Origin of the sequence: Butyrivibrio hungatei DSM 14810 (assembly GCF_900143205.1) — a bacterium.
GTDB lineage: Bacteria > Bacillota > Clostridia > Lachnospirales > Lachnospiraceae > Butyrivibrio > Butyrivibrio hungatei.
Window position 1 is genome coordinate 95,196 of record NZ_FRDH01000009.1, and the last position, 24,924, is coordinate 120,119.

Here is a 24,924-nt window from a genome sequence, read left to right on the forward strand (position 1 = left end):
ATTCATACGAATCAGAGCTTTCTTAATCTCATAAACTAGATCAAAAATCTGTCTTTGCAAGGAAGCTTGCAATCTTACCCCAGTAATTATCAGGGTCTTTTACAACTCCCTCAATGTGTCCAGCACCAAGGATCATGCAGTACTGCTTTGGACAGCTAGCTGCTTCATAGAGTCTTGAGCACATGTGAGGATCGATAAATGAATCATCATCTCCGTGAATGAATAATGTAGGAGTTTCAGACTTAGCAACAGCCTTGATAGGGCTCGCATCATTTATGTCATAGCCAGCTCTCAAGTAGATGATAATTCTAGAAAGAGCAAGGGCAATAGGCGTTGGTATAAAGGAGCCCTTGAAACTCTTGTAGGTTGCAGCAAACTGCTCGCGAAGAGTTGCGTATGCGCTGTCTGCAATAGCAGCCTTAACATTTTCTGGAAGATGCTCACCTGTAGTCATAAGAGTTGTAGCAGCTCCCATGGACATACCATGTAAAAGAATCTTAGCTTCAGGGTCTCTCTTGATGATCCAGTAGATCCACTCCAAGATATCAAGCCTGTCATCAAGACCATATCCAATGTACTTGCCTTCACTCTTACCAAAACCTCTAAGGTCTGGAAGTAAGCAGTTAATACCTTTTTCAAGATAATGCTTTGCATAAATTCCATTACTCTCGTGATTGTCCCAAATGCCATGGATAATAATGGCATATTTGTGAGAGTTTGTAGAAGCAGGAATATATGAAGCATGAAGCTTAAGCTGGTCGATACTATCGATAAACATATCCTGTCTGTCTGGATGATTTCTTACAAAGTGACGTCCCTCAGTGATCTGTTCATCAAAGTCCTTGTCATCATCTGTGTGCTGATGAGGAACTGTAGAAATCTTGTAGATGTAATTGCTAAAAGCAAAAGCGCCTCCAAATAAGGCTGAAAAGATGCCTAGCTTTACAAAAGCGTTTTTCTTACTCATTAAGTCTCCAATCCACCGGAAACACACCGGTATATATAAAGCTATATATATAATAGCATTTTTTTTGTTAAAATAAGCAAGAAAACGGTATTCTTTTTTATCATTATGTTTTATCATAGTTCATAGTATAATAAAGTATTTTAGGGGTAAATAAAAATGGCGAAAAACAGTAAAAAAGTAAACAAAGTTCAGTTATGTATTGATCGTGACTTTACTATCAGTAAAGTAGACGAGCGTATCTATGGCTCTTTTATCGAGCATCTTGGAAGAGCTGTCTATGAAGGAATCTATCAGCCAGGCAATAAATTTGCAGACAAAAATGGCTATCGTAAGGACGTCATGAAGCTCATCAAAGAGATAGGCGTCCCTATCGTAAGATATCCAGGCGGAAACTTCGTATCAGCCTTTAACTGGGAAGACAGCGTAGGACCAAAGAAAGACAGACCAAGAAGATTAGAGCTTGCTTGGGGCGTAGTAGAGACTAATCAGTTTGGCCTTGACGAGTTCATGGACTGGTGTAAAAAGGTTGGTACAAAGCCAATGTACGCTATCAATCTCGGCACAAGAGGAATAGATGACGCTAGAAACGTAGTAGAATATTGCAATATCAAAAGCGGTACCAAGTACAGTGATATGAGAATTAAGAACGGTGCCAAAGATCCTTACAACATTAAGCTGTGGTGTCTTGGAAATGAGATGGATGGACCATGGCAGATGGGACATTTAACTGCTGAGGAGTACGGCTTAAAGGCTGGAAGAGCAGGTCATATAATGAAGCTCGTTGATCCAACAATCGAGACAGTAGCTTGCGGATCATCATCTCTTTACATGGATACATTTGGAAACTGGGAGAGAATTGTACTTGAGAACAGCTACGATACAACAGATTATCTCTCACTTCATACATATTATGGCAATGCTGAGGACGATACTCCTAATTTCCTTGCAAGCAGCGTAGCTATGGACCAGTTCATTGGTCAGGTTATCAGCATCTGCGATTATGTTAAGGCAGTTAAGCGTTCCAAGAAGACAATAAATCTCTCATTTGATGAATGGAATGTTTGGTATCATTCAAATGATCAGAAGGTTGAGAAATGGAGCGAGCACCCTCATCAGCTTGAGGATATCTACAACTTTGAAGATGCACTTCTTGTTGGTTCAATGCTCATCACACTCCTTAGACATGCAGACAGAGTTAAGATTGCATGTCTTGCTCAGCTTGTAAATGTTATTGCACCTATCATGACATCAGATACAGGAGCATGGAGACAGACAATCTTCTATCCATACATGCAGGCAAGTGTATACGGAAGAGGAGAAGTTCTCAACACTGTTGTTAAGGTTCCTACCTATGAATCCAAGCACGGTGATGCTCCATACGTAGACAGCGTAGTTCTTTGCGATGAGGAAAATGAGACACTCACAATCTTTGCTGTAAACAAAGACTTAGAAGGTGATTATGAACTTACCTGCGACCTCAGACAGTTTGCTGGGTACAAGGTTGTAGAGCATAGCATGCTCACACACAAAGACCTCAAGGCAGTAAATACAGAGAAAAAACCTGATAACGTTAAGCCAGTAGATTTCACAAAAGCATCAAAGGTAGAAAAAGGTATTCTCACAAGTACACTTCCTGCAAAGAGCTGGAACGTAATCAGACTTGCAAAGTAAAAATTATCACCCTCTTTATTGTTATTCAGTAAAGAGGGTGATTTCTATTATCAGAGTTTTATCCAATATCTTTCAAGGGTCATTTTTTCATCAGGTTCGTAGCTCGTATTCTCAAAAACACCACCATTAGCTAGGATAGTTCTGCGACTACCTTCGTTGTAGTCGTTACAAGTAATCAGAACTTTGTCGAGACCAAGAGACTTACAGAAAGGTAAAGCCTGACGAAGCATCTCCTTAGCGTATCCCTTCTGTCGCTCGCTAGGACGAATTGAATAACCGATGTTTCCTCCATAGTTGAGAAGATAATCATTAAGTCTGTGGCGGATATCAATCATACCAAGGATTCTATTATCTGATCTTCTCATGAAAAGAAATAATGTAGAAGGAACCTTTCCTTCAGGAATAGTCTTTTCATCACTATATTCTTTTAAGTGATCAAGCCATTCTTTTGCGTCCTCAAAAAGTCTAAGAGCACTTGTTCCGTCCATTGAGCTGTCAGCCTTTAAAAACTCATCGCGGTACTCAGTAATCTGCTCAAGATATTCTTCTGTTGGTTCCATTAAATACAATTCTTCCATAACATCCTCCTATTACTTTTCTATCTTCAAGGCAAGTTCAAATGCCAGAAGTGCAATCTTTTCTTTGTCATCTAACCTATCTGTTCCAGAAAGGCTCCTTGGATCCCAGTTTGAATGATCAAGGTTGTCACCGGCATAAAGGAACTGGAAATATTCAATTCCTCTAAAGTCGCATAGAGCCTGCATTGGAGCACATTCCATTTCAACGCAGATAGCGCCCATCTCTTTTCTTTTGGCAATCCTGTCAGGAGTCTCTCTATAGAAAGCATCTGTAGTCCAGGTGATGCCTTCAACATAAGGGTATCCAAGCTCATCACAGACAGCCTTAAAATCAGAAATATATTTTTTATTTACATCAATGTAATCAGAAGGTGGAGCATAATGATAACTTGTGCCCTCATCACGAATAGCCTTTGTTGGGATAATTATACCGCAATCATCGATAGACTTATCTAGAACGCCGCAGTTACCAAGGAGTATGATTCTCTTACCGCCCATAGCGATAATATCTTCAAAAGCGCCAACGCATGAAGGACCGCCAAGACGAGCCTTTACAAGACCAAACTCTCTTCCTTTATATGAGACCTTGTAAATATTGAAGATACCATCAACGTCGCTGTATTCAGCAATCTTTTCACCACCAAGAAACTTCACAATCCTGTCAAAAAGATGATGAGAAAAGATTCCAATTACAGTCTCAGGAAAGCCACCAATCTTGTCGTGGATCATATCCGGGTTAATAATAGCCTTCTTACAAAAATCAAATTCTTCAAGTAACATAAAACTCCTCCTAAAAATGATAATAAAAAAGCACTTACCATGTGAGTGATAAGTGCTAAATTCCAAAATAGATTTATATATAGCTACACTTATTCATCTCCGCCTGGATTCAAATACACAAATAAACCATGATTAAGATTATTATTATCTTTAACCATAGGATAATTATCTGTATTAAAATTCTTGGCAGATATAAATATCATAAAATAGCTCCCTTTCTGAATAATTGTTAATACAATACTCTAATAAAAAAGATACGTCAAGCAAAAATTTATACTTAAAAATATCTCTATGCAAAAGTATTTATTGATGGTTTAATGAGAGATGGATGATAGAAAGGCATTAAAATAAATGGAAACAACTATAGATAACAAGCTCTTTTACAGGAACTTAACAAGAATATCACTTCCTATAGCACTTCAGAGTCTGATGCTGGCCATGGTGGCTGCGGCAGATGCATTGATGCTTGGACGTGTAGCACAGGAGCAGATGACAGCAGTGTCTCTTGCTACGCAGATTCAATTTGTCCAGAACATGTTCATATTCTCAGCAACCAGCGCAGGAGCAATCCTTGGAGCCCAGTATTGGGGCAAGGGAGATAAAAAGACACTTGAAAACATCTTTAATCTCATGCTCTGGTTCTGCGGTATAGTATCAATCCTGTTCTTTGCAGCGTGTGAGCTGTGCCCTCAGGTTCTGATGGGGATATTCACAAATGAAGCTCAGCTAAATGACATTGGAAGTAGCTATCTGAGGATTGCAGGCTGGTCATACCTCATAACAGGTGTATCTCAGTGCTATCTTGCAATCATGAAAGTCACAGAGCAGGTTAAAGCCGGTGCATTTATCAGTAGTATGGCTGTTATCACGAATATCATATTCAATTCAATATTCATTTTTGGATTATTTGGAGCGCCTAGAATGGAAGCAAACGGCGCAGCCCTTGCAACAACAATAGCAAGAATCATAGAACTTGCCCTTTGCATTATCCTGTCAACAGGCAAAGACTATATCAGACCAGCATTATCAAGATTCTTGTCAGTACCAAAAGTCCTCATCGGCGACTTTGCCAAGCAGTGCCTTCCACTTATGGGAGGATCACTTTGTTGGGGAATTGGATTTACATCATACACGGCGATTATGGGACACATGGGAGTTGACGCAGCCGCAGCAAACTCAATAGCTGCTGTCGTGCGTGATCTCGTGTGCTGCGCATGTAACGGCATAGGAAGCGCCGCAGGAATCATGGTAGGTAACGAGCTCGGAGCAGGTAATCTGGAACTTGGAAAAAAATATGGTATCAAGCTAAAGAATATTTCTTACGTGATCGGATTTATCTCAACAGCAATCGTGCTTGCAGTTACACCAGCAGTAGTCCACGGAGTAATCCTTACAGACTCCGCAAGAAAATACCTCATTGGTATGATGATCATAATGTCAATTTATATGATCGGAAGATGTGTCAATACAGTTACCATAAATGGCGTCCTTGATGGCGGCGGAGATACACTCTTTGACATGTATAGCCTCATCGTCTGCATGTGGATGATAGCAATTCCGCTGGCTCTTGCCGGAGCCTTTGTATTTCACTGGTCGCCGCTTGCAGTGTATGCCTGTACCTGTCTTGATGAAGTTGGCAAGATTCCGTGGGTTATGTACAGATTCAGGAAATATAAATGGGTAAAAGACCTTACGAGATGAGTAAAGAAGGAGAAGCCTCAAGGCAGTAACTTAGAAATGAATGCATTAAAAAAGTTAAAGAAATTAGATGTAGTTCTGACAATAGCATGGATTCTGGCGATAATATCCGCATTCTTTGTTCATCCAGACAAAGAGTACATCGGATATATCGACTTTAGGTCCCTTGGCATCTTATGGGGACTCATGGTCATCATCCAAGGATTTAAGGAAAACTCAGTATTTGAGAAGATTGCTGGAGCTCTTTTATCCAAGGTAAAAAAAGGCTGGCAGCTGGCTGCAGTATTAGTATTCATGTGCTTTGTAGGAAGCATGCTCATCACAAATGACGTAGCACTCATAACTTTCGTACCCTTTGCAATCATGATCCTTCACAGCTGCCATAAAGAAGAAATGATGATCCCTGTGATCGTTCTTCAGACCATAGCAGCAAACCTTGGAAGTATGCTGACTCCAATAGGAAATCCTCAGAACCTCTATATGTACGGCTTAACAGGAATGAGCCTTGTAGAATTTATAATGACAATGCTACCATATAGCCTCGTATCTGCAGTGTTTTTAGCGCTTTGCCTTTTGATTGTTCCAGGAAAAAATAGTTCTTTAGATACAAATAAAGATAGCCTCATAACAAGTAAATTTGGCAGTAAAGTTCAGATCATCATATACATAGTGCTCTTTGCAGTAGCTCTTTTGACAGTAATGAGAGTACTGCCATGGTACGTGTTTGCAGGTGTTGTCCTCATTATAGTAGGCGGAATGGATTACAAGATCCTCTTTAGGGCAGACTATATCCTGCTTTTGACATTCATTGGATTTTTCATCTTCACAGGAAACATGGGTAAAATAGGATTTATCAGCGATTTCCTAAGAGGTATCATGGAGGGCAAAGAGCTACTAATATCTGTTCTTGCAAGTCAGGTTATCAGTAACGTTCCAGCTACGCTCCTTCTTTCAGGATTTACCACCAATTATAAAGAACTGCTGGTAGGCGTAAATGTAGGCGGACTTGGAACTCTCATCGCATCAATGGCGAGTCTTATTTCTTACAAAGCTTACACCAAGGAATATCAGGAAAATAGCGCTAAATATATAGGTGTATTCACAATATTTAACCTTGCATTTCTTTGTGGATTACTTTTGTTATGGTGGATAATTTAAGATTTTTAATCTAGAAATGTGGAGAACTTTCGGATGACAAAAAGAATTCTGATAACAAATGATGATGGAATCGACGCAGACGGACTCATAAGGCTTGTGCAGGAAGCAAAAGACTTCGGAGAAGTCTGGGTAGTAGCGCCAGATGGTCAAAGAAGCGCAGCGTCACACAGCATCTCCCTTAGAAATCCAATAGATGTGTATCCATATGACTTCCCGGTAAGCGGAGTTCATGCATATTCATGTTCAGGAACACCTGCAGACTGCATAAGAGTTGGAAGTCTAAGCGTAATGCCAGAAAAACCAGACATCGTGATGACAGGCATTAACTTTGGCTACAACGTAGCATCAGATATTCAGTATTCAGCAACTGTTGGAGCAGCTCTAGAAGGCGAATTCCAAGGATATCACTCAATAGCCTTCTCAGAAGGCCTTAACGGAATCCACGAAACAACTGATAAGTATTTAAAAGAAATAATGACGGAACTTGTAGAAAAAGAGTACAAGCCAGGATTTATCTACAACGTAAATTTCCCCGGCTGCAAATTAGAAAAGTGCAAGGGAATCCTAAGAGACAGAACAGTTTCTAGGAGAGCCTTCTACATAGATAGTTATAAAGAAGTTAAGAAGTTAGACAATGGCGGCATCAGCTACATGGTTGATGGAACCTTCGCTCCCGTCTCTGAAGAAGGAACAGACATAGGTGCGATATTAGATAATTACGTGTCTATAGGACTTGTAGAGAATTTGTGTTAATTGAAAGGCAATCCTTACAGATGTGAGGATTGCCTTTTTTAAACCAACAGTTGTAAAAAATAGCTATATATTCGATTTACAGTTGATTTCGCTAATACTACAATCATATTATCAAATCCGGATATTGATATAGAGAACACTAAGACTAATCAAAACGAGGAAGAAAATATGACAACAATAGGTGAAAAGATAAAGAAATTAAGGCGCGACAAAGGAATGTCACAGAGTGAACTAGCGGAAAAACTAGGAGTTACAAGTCAGGCAATCAGCAAATGGGAAAAGGATATCTCACAACCAGATATTCAGACACTTCCAAATATCGCAGCGTGCTTTGGAGTAGCAATAGATGATCTCTTTGAGTACTCTAAAGAAAAGAAATACGAAAAGATCTCAAACACACTAGAATTCAACAGAGACATAACTGCTAAGGAATTTCTCGATATGGAAAGCTTCTTAAAGTCAGAGATAGATTTAAAGCCTGATAACTACAAGCCAATAAATCTCCTTGCTGATATGTATAGCGTTTGGGTTGAAATCCTTGAGAAAAAAAGCTTTGACTATGCTAAAAGAGCTCTTGAACTAAAGCCAAATTCAAAAGACAATATGACACTTATATTCCACGCTCTTCACGGAAAGAATCATGACTGGAACATAGGAAGTCATAAGGACTCCATCGATTTCTGGAAAAAGATCTTAAAGGCAGAGCCAAAGAACGTAAGCGCATATCTCTATCTCTTAGACGATCTCATGGACGCAGGCCGATTATCTGAAGCAAAAGAGATATTAGCTGAAGCTAGGACTGTATCAAAAGATACACTTTATGACACATATGAAGTTCAGATAGAAGAGATTGAGCATGGCTTTGCATCAGTGATTGATAAGTACAAAGCATTAGCAGATAAATATCCTAAGGATTGGAGAGTTCTTTTCCATGTTGCAAACCAGTTTGCTCAAAACGAGCACTATGAGGAAGCAATCGAATACTGGCTTATGAGCTTTGAAGCAATGGAAAAGCCTCGCTACACCGACATGTATGATGCAATAGCGCAGTGCTACATTAGACTTGGCGATAAAGCTTCAGCTATTGGGTATTACAAAAAGAAAAAGCAGCTCATCAAAGACGATTGGGGCGCAAGATATGGTTATGCGCTTGATGAGATAGATGAGCAGATTGAGGAATTATCAAGGGATTTATAAACATCAATGTGTCCAAAGCGGGTAAGGAGCACATTTTGTCCGCTTTGGACAAGAAAAATGTCAGAAATAGACAATAATATTACAAGAGAATATGGTAATATCAGAAGATAAGACAGTGAGCACTATATCTTTCGCTTAAGCAGTAACGGATAGTATTTCAAAGAAAAATTTTGGTAAAACGGATATTTTTATTCATAAATATTTTGGATAAACGGATCATATTTATAGAATTATTAATATGGGGGGATTTAGAATAATGCTCAAATTAGTTACGCCATCACTTGAAGATATGTGGTTCAGAGAAAAACTTTTGGCTGATAAAGAAACAATGTCGTACAATCACGCGTGGGGCGGGACTATCCAATTTCCAAAAGAGAAATGGGATGGATGGTATGACAAATGGGTAAGTAATCATGAGAACAAAAGATACTATAGATATCTGAAAGATGAAACTGGATTTGTAGGAGAAATAGCTTATCATTATGACTCTGAGTATGATGGCTATGTTGCGAATGTTATAGTGTTCTCAAAAGATAGAGGAAAAGGATATGGAGCTCAGGGACTAGAATTACTTTGCCAAGCGGCAAGAGAAAACGGGATAGCTGCCCTGTATGATGATATAGCGATTGATAATACAGCAATTACGCTTTTTATAAAACATGGTTTTTATGAAGAATATAGAACAGAAGACAAGGTTGTATTGAAAAAGGATTTAATCAATTAAGAGCCAGAAAGAATAACGAATCAATGAGTATTAGCAGGATAAATGACAAAATCAGTTACATAGAAGCATCAGATAATCCCTTATCTGCGGACATTGGGGTTATTAAGGATGGAGAAAAAACCTGGCTTTATGATGTTGGAAATGGAGAGCAGAGTTTGTCTAGTATTCCTGATTGTAAGTGTAACGTAGTCCTTTCTCATTTTCATGCTGATCATATTGGGAATATAGATAATGTGAATTGCGATGAGCTGTATGTTTCAAAAGAAACGTATAAACACGTTGGAAGAGGAACTATTATCGAGTCAGATACATATATAGGAAATATGCATATTTTCCCAATTCCATCAAGTCATGCTAAAGGATGCCTAGGGTTAGAAGTTGATAATATGTATGCTTTTCTAGGTGATGCGCTATATAGTAAAGTGAAAGATGGATACTATATATATAATTCGCAGCTAGTAAAAGCAGAGATAGAGGTTATAGAGCATCTCAAATCTCCATATCTTTTAGTAAGCCATTATCCAAGATTAGTAAGGGATAAGATAGATGTTTTAAACGAGCTATATGATATCTATGGCAACAGAGATAAGAATAGCTCTGAGATACTAGTTCCAATAAACAAAAGATAGGAGAATAGCACATGGCATCATGGATGGTACACTTAAGAATTGCAGACAAGCTCCTTGATAGGATCAAAGACCTGGATGAGACAGCATTCGTTATGGGAAACATTGCGCCGGATAGTGGCGTTCCAAACGAGAACTGGACAGAGTTTCATCCTCCAAAGGTGGTTTCTCATTTTAAGACTAAGGCAGATGATGAAACATTTTTTGACGTGGAAGAGTTCTGCGACAAATATTTTAACGAAGAGCTAATTGGGAGTTATAGCAAGAAGGAATACTCATTTTTCCTGGGCTATTACGTACATCTTTTAACTGATATTGACTGGACAAATGATGTGTATTGCGGCCTTTTAAAGGCATATCCAAAGGAAGCAGCACAGGACAAGAATAAGCTTGTTTGGACTGCCAAGGGTGATTGGTACGACATAGACTTTTTGTACTTAGAAGAGCATCCTGATTTCAGGGCATTTCACATTTACGAAAGCGCTGTAGATTACGATAATGAATTTATGGATATCTTCAGTAAGGACGCCTTTGAGAACCGCAGGCAGTACATTTGCGGCTTCTATAGAAGTGACAACCACGGTGACCTTCATAGAAAGTATACTTATCTGACTCCAGAGCAGTCGGCGGACTTCGTAGATAGAACTGTTCAAAAGATTTTAACCCAAAAGTATTTATGATATACTCTTCATGATATAAACAAATGGAGAGCATGAATGGGATTTAATTCATTTACATTTATACTGGTGTTCCTGCCAATATTACTTCTTGGCTGGTATGCACTAAATAGATTCGAAAAACATACAGTGGCAGACATATTTTTAATATTGATGTCACTGTATTTCTATTACTCTTTTGGCGCCATGTTTCTTGTGATCTTGCTGGTAAGCATTGCCGTGAATTATGGTCTTAGTATGTTACTTGAACATTGGCATCAGCCAAAGCTTATCAAGATAGTTGGCGTTCTCTTTAACCTAGCGCTTCTATTCTATTTTAAGTATCTTGGATTTTTCATCGACAACGTAAACGCCTTAACTGGTGCAGCTCTTACAGCAAAAGAAATACTGATGCCTATAGGAATCAGCTTTTTTACCTTTGGTCAGATATCTTTTATTGTAGACAGGGCAAATGGTGAGGCTCCTCACTATCCGTTCCTTAAATACGTCATGTACACAGTGTATTTCCCTAAGCTCATTCAGGGACCTATCGCATTCCACAAGGAAATGATCGATCAGTTTAACGACGCATCTCTTCGCAAATATGATTCAGACAGGTTTGCCAAGGGCCTCATGTCCTTTATCATCGGCCTTTCCAAGAAGGTGATCCTTGCAGATACCTTGGCAGGAGCAGTTAACTACGGCTTTAAGTATACTTACTACCTCGACACATTAACTGTTATTGTGGTGATGCTGGCTTATACATTCCAGATCTACCTTGATTTTTCAGGCTACTGCGACATGGCAAACGGCGTCAGTATGATGCTTGGCTACGAGCTTCCTGTGAACTTCAACTCACCATACAAGGCTTCTTCAGCCAAAGAGCTGTGGCAGAGATGGCACATGACTCTTTCCCGTTTCTTTATAAAGTACGTTTACATTCCTCTTGGAGGTAGCAGAAAAGGCAAGCTCAGAACAGTGATCAATGTTCTCATTGTCTTTGTACTTAGTGGACTATGGCACGGCGCAGGCTGGACCTATATTTGCTGGGGACTTATGCAGGGTCTCCTTGTAGTATGGGATGATATTGGAATCGTAGCAGTTAGAAGCGATGATGATGGCAAGAAAAAGAAATATCTTCTAAGAGAAAAGCCACTTATCACCATTCCAAGAGCCCTTGGAAATGCGCTTACATTCTTTATGTTTGTGGTATCCCTCGTATTCTTTAGATCCCAGGACCTTGCTTATGCAATGGGCATGTTTAGAAGGCTCTTTTTCTGGACCTATCCAGGGTTCCTCTATAGAACAGCAGCAAACCTTGAGATTGCAGAGAACTACGTATTTAGACAGCTCTTTTCACAGCTTGGAATGCAGCTTGATAACCAGATATACCTTATTACAATCATCATTTACATAGCTATTTCAGCCTTTGTAATGACCAGGAAAAACACGCAGGAAATAGTTAAAAAAGCTGAGTTTAACAAAAAGACAGTGCTGGGACTTGCAGTATTATTCGTATGGTCCTTCATTTCTTTATCAAATGTCAGCACCTTTATCTACTTCCAGTTTTGAGAAAAGCAAATGAAAAAAGAAAACATGACATCAAAAAACTTCATAAAAAGGCTGCTTATAACAGTCCTTGCTCTTGTGGTATTTGTTGGGGGCGTGGTCTTTGTTTTTGACCCATTTTATCACTATCATGGGCCTTGGCTTGGCCTTAAGGCAATCCTTAATGACAAGGAATATCAGTGTATTGGAACCCTTAGGCACTTTGATTACGATACGCTCCTTGTTGGTTCTTCTGTTATGGAAAATAACGACAACGCCTGGTACGACGAAGCCTACGGCGTTAAGTCAATAAAGGCTATCCGTTCCTACGGCGCTACAGCAGACCTTTGCTATCTAATGGACGAAGCCTACAAGAATCATGACATTAAGTACGTCTTTTACAATATTGATCCATCGGCGCTAAACGCAGATGCAGTCACAACCTATGAATCTACGGGCTGCCCTATGTATCTCTACGATCACAATCCACTCAATGAAGTGCAGTATCTCTTTAACAAGGATGTTTTGCTTGAGAAGATCCCTTATCAGATCGCAAACTCTTATCTTGGCGATTACAACGAAGGTCTTTCCTACAACTGGGCTAAGTGGAAGACCTTTAGTAGCGAAATGGCTCTTGGCCTTTACTACAGGCCTATCGATGTTGTGGATATGATGGATGAGCACGTTTATGACGATGTTCTTGCGGATAACATAGCTCTTTTAACAAAAGAGGTCGAGGCCCATCCTGAGACACAGTTTATGTTCTTCTATCCAGCATACTCTATGCTGTGGTGGGATGGAGTATACAGAACTGGTCAGCGAGATGCCTATATTTACTGTGAAAAAGAGATGACAAAGGCTCTTTTGCAATATGACAATGTCAGAATCTTCTGCTTCCAGAACGAGCCGGATGTGACAACAAACCTTGAGAACTACATGGATTCAATTCACTTTAGTCCTGAGATCAACAGACTCATGCTTGATCAGATGATAGCTGGCGAGTACGAGATGACTCTTGATAACTACGAAGAGATCCTTGATGGGGTAAAAGAGTTTTCGGATTCAGTTGTTAATGAGCTTATAATTTCTTACGAAGAGCAGGATAAGTTAACATATGAGATAAGATAAATTTGCATTGTGTGATATAATAAAGTGGCTAAAAATTCAGATATTTGAGTAAATAGGAGATTATTATGATTTACAAAACAAAGGGTACATGCTCAACTCAGATAGATATAGAAGTTGAGGGCGGAATAATAAAGGCAGTTAGCTTTACAAATGGATGTAATGGTAACCTTCAGGGTGTATCAAGACTTGTAGAAGGTATGAAGTGCGAAGATGCTATCGCTAAGCTTCGTGGTATCAAGTGCGGCGCCAAGAATACATCTTGCCCGGATCAGCTTTCATACGCTATTGAAGAGGCTATGAAGCAGGCACAGTAATAATATTGGAAGAAGGACAAAGAAGTGAGCGAGAATGCTACTAAGAAAATAGTATTAACAGGTGGAGGAAGTGCAGGTCATGTTACTCCAAATATAGCGCTTATTCCAGCACTTAAGAAAGCTGGATACGAGATCTACTACATCGGTTCATATACAGGAATTGAGAAAAAGCTTATTGAGGACTACAACATTCCATATTTTGGAATTGCTACTGGTAAGCTTCGTAGATATTTTGATCCAAAGAATTTCTCAGATCCCTTCAGAGTTTTAAAGGGATTTACTGAGGCAGTTAAGCTTCTAAAGAAGATCAAGCCAGATATCGTGTTTTCTAAGGGCGGATTTGTAAGTGTTCCTGTTGTCAGAGCTGCAGGAATTCTTAAGATTCCTTATATCGTACATGAGTCAGATATGACACCAGGTCTTGCCAATAAGCTTAGCATGAGTGGTGCCAAGAAGATCTGCTGTAACTTCCCTGAGACAATGCGTCTTTTACCAGCTGAAAAAGCTATTCTTACAGGTACACCAATAAGAGAAGAGCTTGGTATGGGATCAGCGGAGGAAGGTAAGAAGCTTTGCGGATTTACAGATGACAAGCCTGTTCTCATGGTAATTGGCGGAAGCCTTGGTGCACAGTCAGTTAATGAGACTGTTAGATACGCACTTCCAAGACTCCTTCCTAATTTCAACATAGTTCACATCTGCGGCAAAGAGAAGATGGACAACTTAAAACTCACAGTACCAGGCTACAAGCAGTTTGAGTACGTTAAGGCTGAGCTTAAGGACATCTTTGCTATGGCTGATATAGTAGTTTCAAGAGCGGGAGCAAACTCAATCTGTGAGCTTCTTGCACTCAAAAAGCCAAATATCCTGATCCCTCTTTCTACCAAGTCAAGTAGAGGAGATCAGATGCTCAATGCAAGATCTTTTGAGCAACAGGGATTTTCACTTGTTATCGACAATGATGATCTTGATGAAGATATCTTGGTAGAGACTATCGAAGATCTCTTTGAGAGAAGAGATATATTTATTGATAACATGAGTAAGAGTAATCTTCACAGCGCAACTAATACAATAGTTAAACTTATTGAAGAAGAGATCCAGAAATAATATTTGAACAAAAAATAAGATCTGCCTTTAGATATCTAAGGGCAGATCTTTTAGTTTATAAATTATTCTGGATAAACAAGGTGTTTGTCTGTGATGTTGTAAAGAGTGTTGTCTAAGTATCTCTTTGCAAGGAATTTAGCCATTCCAAGGTTCATATCAAGGTAGTTGCCGCAGTCTCTTGCGCTTGCTCCAGGAACTTCTCCCTCAAAGTCGCGCATGAACTCGAACATTCTAGTGATAAGTGGAACGATTGTCTTTGAATCAAGGTCTCCAGCAAGAACTACATAAAATCCTGTTCTGCATCCCATTGGTCCAAAGTAGATTGTCTTGTCCTTGTATTCAGCATCATTTCTTAAAAATGTTGCTCCAAGGTGCTCCATTGTGTGAACTTCTGCAGTGTTCATAACAGGCTCTTTGTTTGGAGCTGTCATTCTAAGGTCGAAAGTTGTAATAGTCTCCTGTCCAACCTTATCCTTTCTTGATACGTAGATACCTGGCTCAAGATCCAGGTGATTAACTGTAAAGCTAGCAATTTTTTCCATTTTTATTCTTAGTCCTTTTGTACTTCGTTGAATACTTCGAAGGAATCCTTCAGGTATTCTCTGATATTTTCGTAATCGCGGTTAGCGATCGCTGTATATAATGTGTCTACAAGGAACAGGTGAGCAAATCTTGAACTTGTCACGCCGCTCTTTTTGTCTATTTCTGGAGATGTGGCAAACAAGATATAATCGCAGCTTGTAGTAAGTGGATTATTGCCCAGCTTGGTAATTGCAACAGTTGTTGCGCCTTTGCTCTTGGCAAGGTTATAAAGCTGCATTACTTCCTTATCCTTTGGATTATCACAAAAGAAGATAGCTACGTCATAAGGCTTGATCTGAGACAAGCTCATTAGGTTCATGTGATAGTCCTGATTAAATATAACATTATAATGAATTCTTAGCAATTTACAATATAGATCATAAGCAGCGATGCCGGCAGCACCGATGCCAAAGATCTGAATCTGCTTGGCTGAAACTATTTTGGTAACAACATCCTTGAAGGTTCCGGCATCAAATAATCTATAAGTGGTCTGAATGGCCTGAACACTGGTGGCACAGATATTATCAGCAATTGACTGGAGTGATGTATATTCATTAACATCCTTGAAGGCAACCTTAGGACTACTGTCATTTTGTCTTAAGGAATTGTTTGCCTCTGTATAATAGGCTCCCTTAAGGTCTTTTAACCCTTCGTAACCAATAGCTTGGGCAAACCTTGTCCAAGCGGCCTGGGTAGTGCCTGATTTTGCAGCAAGATCTTTGATAGGGTACTGGAAAAGATCGTCACTGTTTTCTAAGACATAATCCGCTACTAGTCGTTCGGATGCAGGAAGTGAATTGTAACAGCTTTTTATTCTTTCGCTAACAATATTCATATACTAAACCTCCATAGAATAAGTATATCGTATTTTGACCCCCAAATAGAAATTAATTTTCAAAGCAATTGAAAATTAATATATAAAAGTTTTATAAAAGTACTTGAAACAGGTCTTGTCTATGTTATACTTAAAATTAGTAATGATTACTATTTTTAAAAACTTTCAGGAGGAAGACGTGGCGCTTAAGTATAGTAAGCAAAGAGCTATGATCAAGGATTTCCTGCAAGGAAGAAAGGATCATCCAACGGCTGAGGTCGTATATAACAACATCAGGGAGATTTATCCAAAGATAAGTCTTGGTACCGTCTACAGGAATCTGGTTCTTTTATCTGATATAGGAGAAATAGCCAGATTGCGAGTTGGAGATGGATACGAGCACTTCGATGCAGATACAAGTGAGCATAATCATTTTGTCTGTAGCAAGTGCGGAAGAGTCATTGATCTGGAGATGGATGATATCGGTTCTATAGATAAGGTAGCAGCCAGGAATTTTCCTGGGAAAATAGATGGGCACAAGATCTATTTTTATGGCATCTGCGAGGATTGTCTAAAAGAAAATAGTGATGATTAAATTGTTGTGCAGTAGATGCACTTTGCGCAAAGCGCAGGAAAGGAGACTAGAACTATGAAATGGGTATGTCAGGTTTGTGGATATGTACATGAGGGAGATCAGCCACCAGAGGCTTGTCCAGTATGTAAGGCTCCAGCTTCTAAGTTCCAGAAGCAGGAAGGTGAGAAGGTTTGGGCATGTGAGCATGTTCTTGGTGTTGCAAGTGAAGCTCCTGAAGAGATAAAGAATGGTCTTCGTGAGATGTTTAACGGTGAGTGTTCAGAAGTTGGAATGTATCTTGCGATGTCCAGAGTTGCTATTAGAGAAGGATATCCTGAGATTGGTGCGTTCTATGAGAAGGCTGCTTGGGAAGAGGCTGAGCATGCAGCTCATTTTGCAGAGATGCTTGGTGAAGTTCTTACAAACTCAACCAAGAAGAACCTTGAGCTTCGTGCTGATGCAGAGTACGGTGCAACACAGGGAAGAGCAGATCTTGCTAAGAAGGCAAAAGAGCTCAATCTTGATGCAATTCATGATGCTGTTCATGAGATTGGCCGTGACGAGGCTAGACATGGCAAGGCATTTGAAGGTCTCTTAAAGAGATACTTTGGATAATAAGGATAATAAAGTTTTAGGGCCGGTGGAATGCAATAATCCACCGGCTCTTTTTATACTAATTTTATATTAGAAAACAGGACGATATTATATTATAGTATTAGAGGAATTTTATTTAATAGGAGATATAAATATATGAAAATTGGAATCATTGGAGCGATGGAAGTAGAGGTCGAAACTCTAAAAGAGAAGATGGAGCTTAAGAATACCATCAAAAAGGCTTCTATGGAGTTCTTTGAGGGAACACTTGGCGGAGTTGACGTAGTTGTAGTTCGCAGTGGTATCTGCAAGGTTAACGCTGGTATCTGTGTTCAGATCCTTGTAGATGTTTTTGGCGTTACTCACGTTATCAACACAGGAGCAGCAGGTTCCCTTGATGCCCAGATCAATATCGGGGATATAGTTCTTTCTACAGATGTATGCTACCACGATGTTGATGCCACAATTTTTGGATATAAAAAGGGAGAAGTTCCTCAGCTTGGCGTAGCATCTTTTACTGCGGATGAGACTCTTCGTAACAAAGCAAAAGACGCTATCAAGAAGGCTGCACCTGATCTTGGAATCTTCGAAGGAAGAGTATGCAGCGGCGATCAGTTTATCAGCAGCAATGAAGTTAAGGATGCTATCAAGGCTGAATTTAACGGAAAGTGCACAGAGATGGAAGGCGCTGCTATTGCACAGGCTGCCTATCTTAACAATATTCCATTCCTTATCATCAGAGCCATTTCTGACAAGGCTGATGGAAGTGATATTGTTGATTATCCTGTTTTTGAGGCAAAAGCAGCTAAGGATTGCGCAGCAGCAACACTTGAACTGTTAAGGAGCTTATGAATACCAAGGGACTTAGTAGAAGAGAATTAAAGATCTTAGCTATCATAGCAATGGTCGTTGACCATACAGCGTGGGGATTTGTTGATTTCATGTCGCCGCTTGGTCAGATTATGCACATTTTCGGAAGGCTTACTATTCCGATCATGTGCTTTTTCGTTGCAGAGGGCTATCGCCATACCAGTGATTTAAAGAGTTACATTAACAGGATGGCAACTTTTGCTGTTTTTTCGATATTTCCTTTCTATATTTTTTTCCATGAAGAGTATGATTACAGACAAAATATAATCTTTGATCTGCTTTTGGCTCTTTTAGCCCTGACAATTGCGGATAATAAGATATTGCCAAAGGGAACCAAAGCAGTTCTCATAGGAGTGCTGTTTGTTATTTCCTGGAACATTGGCGGATGGGTGATAATGCCTATCATTTATGTGCTTATCTTTTATTATGGAAAAGACTTTAAAACTAAGGCTAAGTGGTTTGTTTTTGCTACTGTTGTAATGGAAATATCGCTGATAGCAATGATATTGCTTAATCAGAAGTATCATTTTTCAAAATATGACTGGAATGTAGCTGAGAGACTGTATCTTTTAGGTTTTGTGTTTGGACTTATACCATTGTATTTTTATAATGGACAGCTTGGGGAAAAGAAAAATTTATTTAATAAATATTTCTTTTATTGCTTCTATCCCGGCCATTTTCTTATATTATCGGCAATCAAATATTTAGTTGGAAATGTGGTTGATCAGGATATATATATAATGGCGCACATAATTGCCCTTGTTATCGCATTGATAATGCTGGGATATGTTCTTACAATTAACCCGTCTAGAGCGCAAAATGCAGTTACCTGCTTTATGATCTTCGCAATAATGTATATCTTCGGATTTTTGCAAGAGATCACTACAAGAGAAGTAGCGGGTGTTTATACCGGAACTAAATTACAGTTTTTTGCTGAATGTATGCTCTTTATCTCCCTGACGTACTGCATGCAGGAACTATGTCATACACGAATATCAGGTTTCATCTATTCTTTAGAAATCGTTGTTTCATTCTTTGTAATGTATAGTCTGTTTACATATGAAGATAACGGCCTTATGTACAAGGCTATCACAATCAATTACGAAGCAGGAAGCTTTCCTAGAATGCAGGTTGTAGGATATGGAATTGCATTCAAGATCTTTGTGGTATATAGTTTTGCAGTTTGCCTTATGTGCGTAATAATAGGTGTTAAGAGCGCGAAACATGCTAATAGCCTTCATAAAAAGAGACTTAGATTTCTTTTGTACGCTATGATCGTTATGTGGCTGCCATATCTGATCAAGGTATTGAATCTTACCAATGGTTATGAGATTCCGGCTCTTGGAATTCCTTTTGCAGCAATATTTGTCTCAATATCTCTCGGCAAGTATAGTTACCTCGATTCTATAAGCCTTGATTTTGGCAATGCTCTTAATAAGGGAAAAGAGGGTGTTATTGTAGTAGATTCCTCTCACAGGATCCTTTACCACAACAAGTGGGTGAATACAATTTTTGGAGAGTTTTATAAATATGATGACGCCTACGCCGTTCCTATGTTAAAAGACATATTTTTAGAAAAGAAAAAGTCTATTGAGATAGGTGGTCATACCTATGAGACACGTATTGAGCCACTTATTGAACAGTCCCATGTCACAGGCCAGATCCTGTGGATACTTGATCTTACAGAGCACTACAATTACCTGAATATGGTGGAAGAAAGTGCCAGCAAGGATTCACTTACAGGAATTTATAACAGAGGATGGTTTGAAGAAAACGTTGATCGTATCCTTTCAGAAAAGAGACAGGGCGCATTTATCATGTTAGATCTTGATAATTTCAAGAATGTAAATGATAAATATGGTCACAAGACAGGTGACGCGGCTTTAGTAGCTCTTGCTTCAGTCATGAAGGCTGCAGAGAAGAGCACTATGAGATACAGGATTTATTCAGGACGAATAGGTGGAGATGAGTTCTGTATGTTCATAGAGGGCAGTACAGACAGGAAATGGCTTCAGGACTTTGCAAAAAAACAGATCAGTTCCTATGATGAAGAACTTGTTAAGATGAGCTACAAAGGTATTACATCAATATCTCTTGGAATCGTTCAGGTGACCGGTGATAGTTACAAGGATAAGGAACTGAATTATGAAAAGCTGTATACTAGCGCAGATAAGGCATTGTATCTGGCTAAAGAGCACGGAAAAAAGACTTACGAATTTTTAGATATTTAAATCATTAGCAAAAAAGAGGCGTGAAAAGAATCATTCTTTTCACGCCTTTATTATTTATATTCTAAATTCAGATGTTTAAGAGCTTGCTGTATTCTGCAAGAGCTCCATCTGTCTCGTGAGCAAGTACCTTCTTGGCAAGAACCTTACCAAGCTGAACACCTTCCTGGTCGAAGCTGTTGATATTCCATACAAATCCCTGGAACATAACCTTATTCTCAAAGTGAGCAAGGAGAGCACCAAGAGACTTAGGATTAAGCTCTTCACCAATGATGATGCTTGAAGGACGTCCACCCTTGAAGTTCTTGTTGAGGTTCTCATCTTTTTTACCACAAGCAAATGCAACGATCTGAGCTGCTACGTTTGCGCAGAGCTTCTGCTGGCTTGTGCTGTCCTGAATGTTAACGTCATTCTGGAGCTGGCTGTTCTTGAATCCAATGAACTGAAGAGGAATAATATCTGTTCCCTGATGAAGGAGCTGATAGAATGAATGCTGTCCATTTGTACCAGGTTCACCAAAGATGATAGGACCAGTTACATAGTTGATTGGCTCGCCAAAACGGTTAACGCTCTTACCATTTGACTCCATGTCAAGCTGCTGTAAGTGAGCAGGGAAACGGCTAAGTCCCTGTGAATAAGGAAGTACAGCTGTGCTACCATATCCTAAGATATTTCTCTCGTAAACACCGATCATAGCATCGAGCATTGCTGGGTTCTCAAGCATATTAGGATTAGCTGCAAGTTTGTCCTCTTCTGCAGCACCATCGAGGAACTGAGCAAATACGTCAGGACCAAATGCAAGTGAAAGAACTGCTCCGCCAACGCCTGATGTTGATGAATAACGTCCACCAATATAGTCATCCATGAAGAATGCTTCAAGGTAATTATCACTCTTGGCAAGGGGTGATGTCTCAGAAGTAACAGCGATCATGTGCTTGGATGAATCAAGGCCTGCCTTCTTGAGTGCATCTATTACGAAAGACTCATTTGTTAATGTCTCAAGTGTTGTTCCTGATTTTGAAACAAGGATAAAGATTGAATGAGCTACATCGATAGAATTAAGAACTGCTGAAGCATCATCAGGATCTACATTACTGATGAACTTGGCTTCCATCTTGAAGTTGCCAGTTCTGTGTGCCCAGTTCTCAAGAGCAAGGTACATAGCTCTTGGACCGAGGTCTGAACCACCGATACCGATCTGAACAACTGTTGTAAACTTCTCACCCTTGGCATTTGTGATCTCACCTGAGTGAACTTTGTTTGCGAACTCTGCGATTCGCTTCTGTTCATTTAAGTAAAAGTCTCTTTTATTTACTCCATCAGCCATAACGTTGTCACCAAGCTGGCCTCTGGTAAGCTGGTGAAGAACCATTCTCTTCTCACCAGTATTGATAACTTCTCCATTGTAAAGAGCTGCATATTTGTCAGAAAGCTGAGCCTCATCAGCAAGAGCCTTGAGAGCAGAAAGAACGTTATCATCAACTTCCTTTGCAGCGTAATTGTAAGAAAGACCAGCCGCCATTTTTACTGAGTAGTTCTTTACTCTTTTGGCGCCGCTTTCACCTGTCATAGCAGATACGAGATCTACATGCTTAACATTTTTAAGATCGTCGTAAGCTTTAAGTGTGTCAAGATTTTTCCAATCAACCATTATATAATCCTCCTATCAGGTAACAAGGAAAACGTATTCCTTTACCAAGTTAAAGTTTAGCAAAGAACCAGGTTCATATCAAGAAGAAGACTATAAAATATTGATAATGTTTTGTGATAGGTATAATATTTTAGATAAAACTAATAAACCAAGCGGAGGGCAGTATGGGAGCGTATTTGTTTGCACACTTCAAAGAAAAAACAACACCAGATGGAGAACAATTATACTTTGGCGTTTCTAAGGACGGATTTAACTGGGAGAAGGTAAATAATGGAGATCCTATCCTTGAAAGTCACCTTGGAGAGCAGGGCGTAAGAGACTTCACAATTACAAGAAAAAAGGATAACACATTTGTAATTCTCGCTACAGACCTTGCTATAGCACGTAACTTCAAAGATAAATACGAAAATAACTGGAACAAGGTAAATAGAGAAGGTAGTAAATATCTTTCAAAATGGGAGTCAAAGGACCTTGTAAACTGGTCTGAGCAGGAACTGGTCAAAGTAGTTGACGATAACTACGGCTGTGCCTGGGCTCCAGACATCATTTTTGATGAAGAGGCCGGAGATTATATGGTTCATTGGTCTTCAAGATATCCTGGGGATTCTGATAACTTTATGGCTATCTATTATGCTAAGACCAAGGATTTCAAGACATACACAGAGCCAAAGCAGCTTTGTAATAAATGTGATACAGGAATCATTGATTCTAACATTGTTTATGAAAATGGTTACTACTACAGATTCTTAAAGAGTGATTTCAATCCAGAGCACATTATCCTTGAGAGAGGAACATCTCTTACAGGAAAGTACGAGAGAATGCCTGCATTTGATGAAGAGATGGACAAATTAGAGCAGGGACAGTACGAAGCTCCAACTTGCTATAAGCTTCCTGATGGCAGCTGGTGTGTAATGCTTGATTTCTACGGTTGTGAGAAGGAAAAACAGGGTTATGTACCATTTGTTGCCAAGGATATTTCTACAGGCCGCTTTGTACGTTCAGATAAGGAATTTAGCTTCCCTTATGGATTTAAGCACGGAACAGTCATGGAGATCACAGACGAAGAGTACGACAGGATCAAAAAGCACTATCCAAACCGTTAAAAAATTTAGAAAGTAGTCGTTTATCTTTGATATATATATTTTTTAGAATTTAGAATTATGGTATACTAAAAAGTGTATAGGGGGACTTATGCGTTTTCGTACTAAACTCTTAATAACCTCACTTGCAATAGTGATTATACCGATGATTCTAGCACTTGGTGCTTATCTCGCTGTTGGACGATATTTGGTGCATGAACAGAATATCGATAATGGCAGGGTTGTGGATTACGGAATGGTATCCGATCCGGGTGGAACTTTCTCTGAGATGACAGATCAATTGGTAAAAGAGATTCTAGTAACCATGCTGGTTGATCCTTTCGTTTTAGAAAACGAAGAGTATCTTAGTGAGATAGACCAAAAGATAGCATCAAAATATGCATATATTATCGTAAAGAAAGGCTACTCGATCTATTATGTAGCTAATCCGGAAATGGCCCAGGAAGTTATATACGAGCTTCCAGGCTTCGGAACAGATATCAAAGGTGTGTATTTTACGTCGTCCAAGCATCTCGTAAGACAGATGGATTTTTATTTCTCAGATGGTGATGAAGGAAGTCTTTATATCATATCTGGTATCAGGACAGGACTTACAACATCGCTGGTGGTATATATGGCAATTGCCATAATTCTGATCCTTCTGGTTACAAGTATTCTTTTAACTACCTGGATAGGACGAAGTTTCTTTAGACCTATAGATGAACTGAACATAGCCATGCAGCATATCAAAGATGGAAATTTTGATTATATGCTTCCCACGGACGTCAAGGAAAAGGGCGAGATAGGGGCCATGTATCGTAACTATGAGGACATGAGGCTGAGGCTAAAAGAGTCAGCAGATGAAAAGATAGACAGAGAGAGGCAAAACAAAGAGCTTATCAGTAATATCTCTCACGATCTGAAAACTCCTATCACTGCTATAAAAGGCTATTCACAAGGCCTTTTGGAAGGAGTTGCAGATAGCCCTGAGAAACAGATGAAGTACATCAAGATCATTAACAATAAGGCCAACGACATGAACAACCTTATAAATGAACTTACATTGTACTCCAGTATTGATAACAACCGCATTCCATACAATTTTGTTAAGATCAACGTCGCAGAGTACTTTGGCGACTGCATCGAAGAGATAGGAGCGGATCTAGAGAGCAAATCAGTCAAGCTTAATTATTCTAATCTAACTACGCCGGATACGCAGATCGTTGCTGATCCAGAACAGATTAAACGAGTTATAAATAATGTTGTGAATAATAGTGTTAAATATCTTGATAGAGACGATGGCAGCGGCCAGATTGACATCAGGATTTTGGATGAAGTAGATTCCATAAGGATCGAACTTGAGGATAATGGTAAAGGAATCGCCCAAAAAGACATCCCGAACATATTCGACAGGTTCTATCGCACAGATGCTTCAAGGAATTCCAAGCAGGGAGGAAGCGGAATCGGATTATCCATTGTTAAAAAGATCATTGAAGATCATGGCGGTTATATCTGGGCTACCAGCCATGAAGGTGAAGGAACATGCATGCACTTTGTGTTGAGAAAGTACATTGAATTCTCATCTGGTGCTGAAACCGTTACTGTTGACAATGAAAACCTATAACAC

General features: G+C 39.4%; 24 protein-coding genes. 18 read left to right on the top strand and 6 right to left on the bottom strand.

The genetic code is table 11. The features are described 5' to 3' along the window. Window positions 1–40: 40 nt before the first annotated feature. Complete coding sequence (locus tag BUA02_RS11380) at window positions 41–967, bottom strand: alpha/beta hydrolase (protein ID WP_072704197.1); 927 nt, start codon at window positions 965–967, stop codon at window positions 41–43. Between the two features lie 156 nt (window positions 968–1,123). Here BUA02_RS11380 and arfA point away from each other — a divergent pair, with 156 nt between their 5' ends. Beyond that, window positions 1,124–2,638 (top strand): arabinosylfuranosidase ArfA, encoded by a 1,515-nt coding sequence (gene arfA, locus BUA02_RS11385; RefSeq protein WP_072704200.1) that lies wholly within the window; start codon window positions 1,124–1,126, stop codon window positions 2,636–2,638. A gap of 50 nt (window positions 2,639–2,688) precedes the next feature. Here the strand turns inward: arfA and BUA02_RS11390 are convergent, their stop codons facing one another. Both BUA02_RS11390 and BUA02_RS11395 read right to left on the bottom strand, forming a co-directional pair. Beyond that, window positions 2,689–3,216, bottom strand: a complete 528-nt coding sequence (locus BUA02_RS11390; protein ID WP_072704203.1) for a GNAT family N-acetyltransferase — start codon at window positions 3,214–3,216, stop codon at window positions 2,689–2,691. A 12-nt stretch (window positions 3,217–3,228) separates the two neighbouring features. Further along, complete coding sequence (locus BUA02_RS11395; protein WP_072704206.1) at window positions 3,229–3,996, bottom strand: nucleoside phosphorylase; 768 nt, start codon at window positions 3,994–3,996, stop codon at window positions 3,229–3,231. A 351-nt stretch (window positions 3,997–4,347) separates the two neighbouring features. Here BUA02_RS11395 and BUA02_RS11400 point away from each other — a divergent pair, with 351 nt between their 5' ends. The 11 genes from BUA02_RS11400 (at window position 4,348) to BUA02_RS11450 (ending at window position 14,905) form a co-directional block, all read left to right on the top strand. After that, window positions 4,348–5,697, top strand: coding sequence for an MATE family efflux transporter (locus BUA02_RS11400; protein WP_072704209.1), 1,350 nt, complete (start codon window positions 4,348–4,350; stop codon window positions 5,695–5,697). Between the two features lie 36 nt (window positions 5,698–5,733). Beyond that, window positions 5,734–6,852, top strand: coding sequence for an SLC13 family permease (locus BUA02_RS11405; protein ID WP_072704212.1), 1,119 nt, complete (start codon window positions 5,734–5,736; stop codon window positions 6,850–6,852). 33 nt (window positions 6,853–6,885) lie between these two features. Continuing rightward, the gene (gene surE / locus BUA02_RS11410; RefSeq protein ID WP_072704215.1) at window positions 6,886–7,605 is read left to right on the top strand and encodes a 5'/3'-nucleotidase SurE; all 720 of its coding nucleotides are present in this window, start codon (window positions 6,886–6,888) and stop codon (window positions 7,603–7,605) included. A 168-nt stretch (window positions 7,606–7,773) separates the two neighbouring features. Then, complete coding sequence (locus BUA02_RS11415) at window positions 7,774–8,802, top strand: helix-turn-helix domain-containing protein (RefSeq protein WP_072704218.1); 1,029 nt, start codon at window positions 7,774–7,776, stop codon at window positions 8,800–8,802. Window positions 8,803–9,058: 256 nt separating this feature from the next. Then, complete coding sequence (locus BUA02_RS11420; RefSeq protein WP_072704220.1) at window positions 9,059–9,526, top strand: GNAT family N-acetyltransferase; 468 nt, start codon at window positions 9,059–9,061, stop codon at window positions 9,524–9,526. Between the two features lie 23 nt (window positions 9,527–9,549). Continuing rightward, window positions 9,550–10,155: an MBL fold metallo-hydrolase gene (locus BUA02_RS11425; RefSeq protein WP_072704223.1), complete on the top strand. Its 606-nt coding sequence runs from the start codon at window positions 9,550–9,552 to the stop codon at window positions 10,153–10,155. An 11-nt stretch (window positions 10,156–10,166) separates the two neighbouring features. Further along, the gene (locus tag BUA02_RS11430) at window positions 10,167–10,832 is read left to right on the top strand and encodes a zinc dependent phospholipase C family protein (RefSeq protein ID WP_072704225.1); all 666 of its coding nucleotides are present in this window, start codon (window positions 10,167–10,169) and stop codon (window positions 10,830–10,832) included. Window positions 10,833–10,868: 36 nt separating this feature from the next. Beyond that, window positions 10,869–12,380, top strand: coding sequence for an MBOAT family O-acyltransferase (locus BUA02_RS11435; protein WP_072704228.1), 1,512 nt, complete (start codon window positions 10,869–10,871; stop codon window positions 12,378–12,380). Window positions 12,381–12,389: 9 nt separating this feature from the next. Next, complete coding sequence (locus tag BUA02_RS11440; RefSeq protein WP_072704231.1) at window positions 12,390–13,484, top strand: hypothetical protein; 1,095 nt, start codon at window positions 12,390–12,392, stop codon at window positions 13,482–13,484. Window positions 13,485–13,549: 65 nt separating this feature from the next. Further along, window positions 13,550–13,798, top strand: coding sequence for a TIGR03905 family TSCPD domain-containing protein (locus BUA02_RS11445; protein WP_071174884.1), 249 nt, complete (start codon window positions 13,550–13,552; stop codon window positions 13,796–13,798). A 24-nt stretch (window positions 13,799–13,822) separates the two neighbouring features. Continuing rightward, complete coding sequence (locus BUA02_RS11450; protein WP_071174885.1) at window positions 13,823–14,905, top strand: undecaprenyldiphospho-muramoylpentapeptide beta-N-acetylglucosaminyltransferase; 1,083 nt, start codon at window positions 13,823–13,825, stop codon at window positions 14,903–14,905. 62 nt (window positions 14,906–14,967) lie between these two features. Here BUA02_RS11450 and BUA02_RS11455 read toward each other — a convergent pair whose 3' ends face one another. Together BUA02_RS11455 and BUA02_RS11460 are read right to left on the bottom strand one after the other, a co-directional pair. Beyond that, a complete protein-coding gene (locus BUA02_RS11455) occupies window positions 14,968–15,447 on the bottom strand; it encodes an S-ribosylhomocysteine lyase (protein ID WP_071174886.1) in 480 nt (159 codons plus the stop codon). 8 nt (window positions 15,448–15,455) lie between these two features. Continuing rightward, window positions 15,456–16,322, bottom strand: coding sequence for a MurR/RpiR family transcriptional regulator (locus BUA02_RS11460; RefSeq protein ID WP_072704234.1), 867 nt, complete (start codon window positions 16,320–16,322; stop codon window positions 15,456–15,458). Window positions 16,323–16,500: 178 nt separating this feature from the next. Here BUA02_RS11460 and BUA02_RS11465 point away from each other — a divergent pair, with 178 nt between their 5' ends. The 4 genes from BUA02_RS11465 to BUA02_RS11480 all read left to right on the top strand — a co-directional run bounded on the left by BUA02_RS11465 (window position 16,501) and on the right by BUA02_RS11480 (window position 20,570). Then, the gene (locus BUA02_RS11465) at window positions 16,501–16,896 is read left to right on the top strand and encodes a Fur family transcriptional regulator (protein ID WP_242946505.1); all 396 of its coding nucleotides are present in this window, start codon (window positions 16,501–16,503) and stop codon (window positions 16,894–16,896) included. Between the two features lie 54 nt (window positions 16,897–16,950). Beyond that, entirely contained in the window at window positions 16,951–17,490 is a 540-nt protein-coding gene (locus BUA02_RS11470) for an NADH peroxidase (protein ID WP_071174888.1), read from the top strand. A gap of 135 nt (window positions 17,491–17,625) precedes the next feature. Further along, the gene (locus tag BUA02_RS11475) at window positions 17,626–18,321 is read left to right on the top strand and encodes a 5'-methylthioadenosine/adenosylhomocysteine nucleosidase (protein WP_071174889.1); all 696 of its coding nucleotides are present in this window, start codon (window positions 17,626–17,628) and stop codon (window positions 18,319–18,321) included. Further along, window positions 18,318–20,570 carry a TraX family protein gene (locus BUA02_RS11480; protein WP_072704238.1) on the top strand — a complete coding sequence of 751 codons (2,253 nt, stop codon included), beginning with the start codon at window positions 18,318–18,320 and terminating at the stop codon, window positions 20,568–20,570. The genes BUA02_RS11475 and BUA02_RS11480 overlap by 4 nt, the downstream gene beginning before the upstream one ends. Before the next feature lie 67 nt (window positions 20,571–20,637). On the opposite strand, the gene BUA02_RS11485 is transcribed toward BUA02_RS11480, so the two are convergent. Further along, window positions 20,638–22,218, bottom strand: coding sequence for a glucose-6-phosphate isomerase (locus tag BUA02_RS11485; protein WP_072704241.1), 1,581 nt, complete (start codon window positions 22,216–22,218; stop codon window positions 20,638–20,640). 164 nt (window positions 22,219–22,382) lie between these two features. Between BUA02_RS11485 and BUA02_RS11490 the strand changes: the two genes are divergently transcribed. Together BUA02_RS11490 and BUA02_RS11495 are read left to right on the top strand one after the other, a co-directional pair. After that, a complete protein-coding gene (locus tag BUA02_RS11490) occupies window positions 22,383–23,321 on the top strand; it encodes a glycoside hydrolase family 43 protein (protein WP_071174892.1) in 939 nt (312 codons plus the stop codon). Between the two features lie 88 nt (window positions 23,322–23,409). Then, entirely contained in the window at window positions 23,410–24,921 is a 1,512-nt protein-coding gene (locus BUA02_RS11495) for a sensor histidine kinase (protein ID WP_072704244.1), read from the top strand. Window positions 24,922–24,924 lie beyond the last annotated feature (3 nt).